The sequence below is a fragment of the Streptomyces sp. S3(2020) genome, from assembly GCF_013044505.1.
In the GTDB taxonomy this organism is placed as follows: Bacteria; Actinomycetota; Actinomycetes; order Streptomycetales; family Streptomycetaceae; genus Streptomyces.
This window is the reverse complement of record NZ_JABERD010000107.1, coordinates 25,881-32,212: the sequence shown is the minus strand read 5'-3', so window position 1 is coordinate 32,212 and position 6,332 is coordinate 25,881. Positions and strand designations below refer to the sequence as shown.

The 6,332-nt window shown below is 68.9% G+C and carries 7 protein-coding genes; 2 read left to right on the top strand and 5 right to left on the bottom strand.

Annotated elements, in window-relative coordinates; translation table 11 throughout:
• Positions 1 to 53 precede the first annotated feature (53 nt).
• Positions 54 to 1,016: an ABC transporter ATP-binding protein gene (locus HLK59_RS29225; protein WP_171144538.1), complete on the top strand. Its 963-nt coding sequence runs from the start codon at positions 54 to 56 to the stop codon at positions 1,014 to 1,016.
• A 22-nt stretch (positions 1,017 to 1,038) separates the two neighbouring features.
• Here HLK59_RS29225 and HLK59_RS29220 read toward each other — a convergent pair whose 3' ends face one another.
• From HLK59_RS29220 to HLK59_RS29200, 5 genes are all read right to left on the bottom strand, one after another.
• Positions 1,039 to 1,707 (bottom strand): hypothetical protein, encoded by a 669-nt coding sequence (locus tag HLK59_RS29220; protein ID WP_171144537.1) that lies wholly within the window; start codon positions 1,705 to 1,707, stop codon positions 1,039 to 1,041.
• Positions 1,704 to 2,117, bottom strand: coding sequence for a thioesterase family protein (locus HLK59_RS29215; RefSeq protein WP_171144536.1), 414 nt, complete (start codon positions 2,115 to 2,117; stop codon positions 1,704 to 1,706). Before HLK59_RS29215 ends, HLK59_RS29220 begins: the two co-directional genes overlap by 4 nt.
• 6 nt (positions 2,118 to 2,123) lie before the next feature.
• A complete protein-coding gene (gene ettA, locus HLK59_RS29210; RefSeq protein WP_171144535.1) occupies positions 2,124 to 3,788 on the bottom strand; it encodes an energy-dependent translational throttle protein EttA in 1,665 nt (554 codons plus the stop codon).
• An 86-nt stretch (positions 3,789 to 3,874) separates the two neighbouring features.
• Entirely contained in the window at positions 3,875 to 5,092 is a 1,218-nt protein-coding gene (locus HLK59_RS29205) for a tyrosine-type recombinase/integrase (RefSeq protein WP_171144534.1), read from the bottom strand.
• Positions 5,093 to 5,096: 4 nt separating this feature from the next.
• Positions 5,097 to 5,882, bottom strand: a complete 786-nt coding sequence (locus HLK59_RS29200; protein WP_171144533.1) for a hypothetical protein — start codon at positions 5,880 to 5,882, stop codon at positions 5,097 to 5,099.
• Between the two features lie 113 nt (positions 5,883 to 5,995).
• On the opposite strand from HLK59_RS29200, the gene HLK59_RS29195 reads away from it, so the two are divergent.
• Positions 5,996 to 6,292 carry a helix-turn-helix domain-containing protein gene (locus HLK59_RS29195; protein WP_171144532.1) on the top strand — a complete coding sequence of 99 codons (297 nt, stop codon included), beginning with the start codon at positions 5,996 to 5,998 and terminating at the stop codon, positions 6,290 to 6,292.
• Positions 6,293 to 6,332: the final 40 nt, after the last annotated feature.

The window sequence follows — 6,332 nt, the reverse complement described above, 5'->3', positions numbered from 1 at the left end:
ACATTTGTATAAGAGACAGGTCTCACCCCGGCCGACGACCCGAGGAGCCCTCAGTGACCACCAACCCCACCCTCGCGGAGCTGACCGACCGCGCCACCACGGCCCGCAACACCCCCACCTACGGCCACGACGCCCTCATCACCTGCGACCGCCTGGTCCGCATCTTCACCACGGACGGCATCGAGGTCCAGGCCCTCCAGGGCCTCGACCTCCTCGTCCGCGACGGCGAACTCATGGCCCTGGTGGGCGCGTCCGGCAGCGGCAAGTCCACCCTCATGAACATCCTCGCCGGCCTCGACACCCCCACCGCGGGCGCGGCCCGCGTCGCCGACCACGACCTCCTGGCGATGACCCCGAAGGACCGCCTGGCCTACCGTCGCAGGACCGTCGGCTTCGTCTGGCAGCAGACGGCCCGCAACCTGCTCCCCTATCTGAGCGCCGCCCAGAACATCACCCTCCCGATGCGACTGGCCACGAGAACCACCCGAAAAGCCCGCAAGGCGCAGACCGAACGCGCCCTGGAACTGCTGGAGTTGCTGGACATAGCCGACTGCCGGGACCGCCACCCGAACGAGATGTCCGGCGGCCAGCAGCAGCGCGTCGCGATAGCCGTGGCCCTCGCCAACTCCCCCGCCGTCCTGCTCGCCGACGAACCCACCGGCGAACTCGACTCCCACACCGCGGAACAGATCTTCGCCGCGTTCCGCACCGCCAACGAACACCTCGGCACGACGATCGTCATCGTCACCCACGACCAGGCCGTGGCGAGCGAGGTCCGCCGCACGGTGGCCATCCGGGACGGCCGCACCTCCACGGAGGTCCTGCGCCGCAGCGAGGTCGACGCGACGACGGGCCACGAGACGGTCGTGGCCCGCGAGTACGCCATGCTCGACCGGGCCGGCCGCCTCCAGCTCCCCGCCGAGTACACGCAGACCCTGGGCATGCGCGACCGGGTGGCACTGGAACTGGAACCGGACCACATCGGCGTATGGCCGGACGACAGCGACCACGGCTAGCCGCTCGTAGCCGCTCGGGGGGTCAGCGCACGCTGACGTCCAGCATCCCCAGTCCCGCCCGCCGTACGGCGACGGACCCGTAGGGCGTGCGCAGCCGCAGCCACGCGCCCGAGGAGAGCAGCGCCGACTCCCCGCCGGCGCGCAGGAATCCGAGCGACTGCGCCGCGTGCACGGCCCGCACCGGAAGCTGTGTGTCCCCGACGGTCCGGGACCAGATCTCCCGCCCGATCCGGTCGAGTTCGGCGCGCGTACGCCGTTCGGCCGCCAACTCCCCTGTCCGGGACCGGAATTCGGCGACCCCCGCGCCGATCATCGCCCGCAGCGCGTCAGGGGCGGGCAACCCCGGTACCGGCCGCCACCCGCCACGAGGCGGCAGCACTCCGGCCCAGGGCGGCCCGGTGACCGCTCCCGGCACGAGCGCCGTCGCGCCCGTCGCGTCGACGGACTCCAGCAACTCCCCCGCGGACACGGTCACATCGAGCGTGGCTTCCAGACCGTTCTCGTACGGCTTCGCCAGCCGCACCGCGCGGATCGCCAGTACCTCGAAGGACGGCGGCCGCCCGAAGACGGCGAGCGCGGTGCCGGCCGCCTGCAGGCGCACCGCCGCCGCACGGTCGTAGTGGAGCAGCCGGGAGAGGAAGGCCGCGAGATCCGCCGCCTCCCCCTCGTCGGCGAGGTGGAGCACCGTCATGCGGCGACGGCCTCCTCCTCGTCGGCATCCCGGTACTCCTCCAGGAACTCCCGCTCCTCGGAGGTGATCCGACGCGGCCGCTGCGTCGCGAAGTCGAACGGCACGATGACCGTCGAGGCGCGTACGTAGATCTCGGCGCCGTCCTTCACCTCGTAGGAGATGGTGAAGGACGCCGCCCTTATCTCCGTGACCCACAGCTCGATGTCCACGGGGGTGTGGCGGTGGACGAGCTGCCGCTTGTAGTCGATCTCATGGCGTGCCACCACGGACCCCTGCTTGAAGTCCTTCTCCGGGCGGAACAGGAAGTCGATACGGGCTTCCTCCAGGTAGCGGAGGAAGACCACGTTGTTGACGTGGCCGTACGCGTCCATGTCCGCCCAGCGCAGCGGGCAGTGGTAGATGTGCCGCAAGATCGATCAGCCCCGGGTCAGCTTCTTGTAGGTGGCGCGGTGCGGACGCGCGGCCTCGGCGCCCAGCCGCTCGATCTTGTTCTTCTCGTACGACTCGAAGTTGCCCTCGAACCAGTACCACTTGGACTCACCCTCGTACGCGAGGATGTGGGTCGCGACCCGGTCCAGGAACCAGCGGTCGTGGGAGATGACCACGGCCGCGCCCGGGAACTCCAGCAGCGCGTTCTCCAGCGAGGACAGGGTCTCGACGTCGAGGTCGTTGGTGGGCTCGTCGAGGAGCAGCAGGTTGCCGCCCTCCTTGAGCGTGAGCGCCAGGTTCAGACGGTTGCGCTCACCACCGGACAGGACGCCGGCGGGCTTCTGCTGGTCCGGCCCCTTGAAGCCGAAGGCGCTGACGTACGCGCGCGACGGCATCTCGACCTGGCCGACATTGATGTAGTCCAGCTCGTCCGACACGACCGCCCAGAGGGTCTTCTTGGGGTCGATGTTGGCGCGGCTCTGGTCGACATAGCTGATCTTGACCGTGTCGCCGATCTTGACCGTGCCCGAGTCGGCGGGCTCAAGGCCCTGGATCATCTTGAACAGCGTGGTCTTGCCGGCGCCGTTCGGGCCGATGATGCCGACGATGCCGTTGCGCGGCAGCGTGAACGAGAGGTCGTCGACCAGGACCTTGTCGCCGAACGCCTTCGAGAGGTTGCTGACCTCGACGACGATGGAGCCCAGCCGCGGGCCCGGCGGGATCTGGATCTCCTCGAAGTCCAGCTTCCGCATCTTCTCGGCCTCGGCCGCCATCTCCTCGTAACGGGCGAGGCGGGCCTTGGACTTGGTCTGGCGTCCCTTGGCGTTGGAGCGGACCCACTCCAGCTCTTCCTTGAGGCGCTTGGCGCGCTTCTCGTCCTTGCGGCCCTCGACCTTGAGACGCGTGGCCTTCTTCTCCAGGTACGTGGAGTAGTTGCCCTCGTAGGGGATCGCGCGGCCGCGGTCGAGTTCGAGGATCCACTCGGCGACGTTGTTCAGGAAGTACCGGTCGTGGGTGACGGCGACGACAGCGCCCGCGTACTTGGAGAGGTGCTGCTCCAGCCAGTTCACCGACTCGGCGTCGAGGTGGTTGGTGGGCTCGTCGAGGAGGAGCAGGTCCGGGGCCTCGATCAGCAGCTTGCAGAGCGCGACGCGGCGCTTCTCGCCACCGGAGAGGTTGGTGACGGGCCAGTCGCCGGGCGGGCAGCCCAGCGCCTCCATGGCCTGCTCCAGCTGCGCGTCCAGGTCCCAGGCGTTGGCGTGGTCCAGGTCCTCCTGGAGCTTGCCCATCTCGTCGAGCAGCGCGTCCGAGTAGTCCGTCGCCATGAGCTCGGCGACCTCGTTGAACCGGTGCAGCTTGCCCATGATCTCGGCGGCGCCGTCCTGGACGTTCTCTAGGACCGTCTTGGCCTCGTCGAGCTTCGGCTCCTGCATCAGAATGCCGACGCTGAAACCGGGCGACAGGAACGCGTCCCCGTTCGACGGCTGCTCCAGCCCCGCCATGATCTTCAGAACGGTGGACTTACCAGCACCGTTCGGCCCGACCACACCGATCTTCGCGCCGGGCAGGAAGCTCAGCGTCACGTCGTCAAGGATGACCTTGTCGCCGTGCGCTTTGCGCGTCTTGCGCATGGTGTAGATGTACTCAGCCAAGAGAAACCGTCCGGCAGGGGTCGTCGTACAGGTCAGAGACCTCCATACTGCCGCACCGCATGGGCGGCGGTCACATCCCGGTCACATCAGCCGGTTGCAGCAACAGCGGTCGGGGCGTCAAGCAGCGCCCCGACCTTGTCGTTCGCCTTGCGGGCGGTGGCTTCCAGGACGTGCTGATAGATGTTCCGCGTGATCGTCGGGTTGGCGTGCCCGAGCAGCGCGGACACCGTGACGACGTTCTCCCCCGTCTCCAGCTGCATCGTGGCGTAGGTGTGGCGCAGCTCATGCAGCCGGATGCGCGGCAGGCTGTGGGCCGTGGCGAGGTCGCGGAACCACATGCTGAACGTCTCCGGGTGCAACGCCTCGCCCACGGGGTCCGTGAAGAGGCGTTGCTCCTTGTCCTGCCACCCCGCGCCGATGCGCAGACGCTCGGCAGCCTGCGCCGCACGGTGGGCCCGGAGCGCGGCCACGGTGCCCGCGTCGAGCGGGATCGTGCGGTACCCGGCGGCCGTCTTGGGCTTCGACCACTGGCACACGCCCTTCACCACGATCCACGTGCGCCGTACGCGGAGCTCTCCGCGCTCAAGGTCGACGGCGTCCCACGTGAGCCCGAGCAGTTCCCCGCGGCGCAGACCCGTGGCGAGCAGCAGCCGCCACGCTGCGGCCAGCCTGTGGGAGCCGGTGGCACGCAGGAAGTCGCCGGCCTGCGCCACGGTCCACACAGATCGCTCCACTTTCTCGGCCCGTGGCGGGTCGTCGACGGCGAGCGCGGGGTTGGCCACGATGTCGCCCTTACGGGCGGCGTACCCGAACACTGAGGACGCGATGGCGTGGGTCTGCGCCTGCGTAGCCAGGGAGAGCGGGTTGCCCTTCCGGCCCCGGGCAGTGGACTTCCAGGTCCTCAGCCGGGCGTAGATGCGCTCCAGGTCGGCGGCCGTGACTTCGTCGAGCTGCTTGTCCCCGATCACAGGGAGGACGTACTGGGTGAGGATGTCGCGGTACCCGGCGGTGGTGGACTCGCGGCGCTTGCGGGCGGTGAGCCACTTGGTCAGCGCGTAGTCGCGGAAGGTGAGCCGTACGGGCTTGCGGTGGGTGCCGGCCGCGACCTCGGCCAGCTTGGCGCGTAGTTCCTTGGCGGCCTTCGTGGCGGAGGTGAAGCCGCGGCGCTTGGCCTGCTTGCGCTCACCGGTCTGGGGGTCCTTGTACGGGTAGACGATCAGCCAGCGCTTCCCGGCTTTCGTCTCGTACTCCTGGACGGAGCCTTCACCCCACCCCCGACGCCGGGGCTTCTTGGGTTCGCTCATGGTGCTACTCCTCTTGTTGGTGTTCCCGCTGCCGGTACATCGCCAGCAGCGCGCGCCCTTCATCGGTCATGCGGATGTCACCGCGGCGTCCGGACAGGGTCGGGGTGAGGAGGGGCGGTTCGTGCTTCCTCGCCCACGCCAGCACGTTTCGCAGCCACGACTCCGGCTGATCCATTTCCTGGGCAACTTGGGCGCGAGTCTTCCCTGCGGCGGCCCCCTGCTCCATGCGATCGCACGCATCGAGGACTTCGAGCAGGGACCGCCCCGGCCGACCACCGCGCCCTGCCGGACGGTCGAACTCCCCCTCAAAGATCTTCTGAAGTCGCTCGCGGACGTGGGGCGGCATCTGGCCGCCGTACCCACGAAGCCGATCCCTGACCTTCCGGCGGGCTTCCTCGAAGGAGAGCGAGCGGTAAATGCGCTGTGTCAGTCCGCCTGGTGGCACGTCGCTGAGGTCCGGCTTCGTGGGAAACGTGTCGCTACTCCCGCCGGGGGCGCAGTGCGGACAGTCGACGGGTGGCACGTCCGGGCACGAACAGGGCTCGGGCGCCGGCACCTCGGCGGGCGTCACGGGGACGCCCTGAGCCTCGTACGCGGCCTTGCGCTCCAAGTACTCCCGGTACTCCTCCGTGTGCGGACACTCCTTCGGGCAGTCACACGGAGGAAGTAGCCGGACCTGCACGTCCACGGGCTGCGCGTCTCCGTGGACGACTGCGTACGTGAGGAGGGCGGCGAATCGGCGGTCGAGCCGCACGACTGTCCGCACGGTGGCGGAGACCTGGGGATTCATAGACGGATCGTAGCGATCGATCAAGACGCACAGTCGGACCGTCCTGTAACTCGGGGAAGGTTCTTTACCGGGCAGCATTGCAGACCCACCGCCCATGCGTCTACATTCGCTTCATGGACGAACCGCAGCCCATCAAGGCGGCTCGCGGAGTGCTCCCGTCTGCGGAGGAAAAGCCGCTGATGACCAGGGAAGAACTCTGCGCCGCGATGCCCGACCACTTCCGCCTGACGGCCACGTACAAGGCGATGAAGAGCGGCGACCTGCCGAGCATCCGCATCGGCCGGCGCCTCTTCATCCCGACCGCCGAACTGCGGCGCTTGCTCAGGCTTGACAGCAGCCCGAACGACGACGGGACCGAGGTTGCCGCCCCGGTCCCGCCCCTCAAAGCACCCACCGCCATCCAGCACTGAACAGCCGAACGGCGGCGCGGGCCCTACACCCGTTGCGCCG

What these genes read in the sequence shown, in the direction of transcription:
- HLK59_RS29220 (WP_171144537.1), bottom strand. Translation starts at nt 1,707, where the DNA reads ATGACGGTGCTCCACCTCGCCGACGAGGGGGAGGCGGCGGATCTCGCG.
- HLK59_RS29205 (WP_171144534.1), bottom strand. Translation starts at nt 5,092, where the DNA reads ATGAGCGAACCCAAGAAGCCCCGGCGTCGGGGGTGGGGTGAAGGCTCC.
- HLK59_RS29200 (WP_171144533.1), bottom strand. Translation starts at nt 5,882, where the DNA reads ATGAATCCCCAGGTCTCCGCCACCGTGCGGACAGTCGTGCGGCTCGAC.
- HLK59_RS29195 (WP_171144532.1), top strand. Translation starts at nt 5,996, where the DNA reads ATGGACGAACCGCAGCCCATCAAGGCGGCTCGCGGAGTGCTCCCGTCT.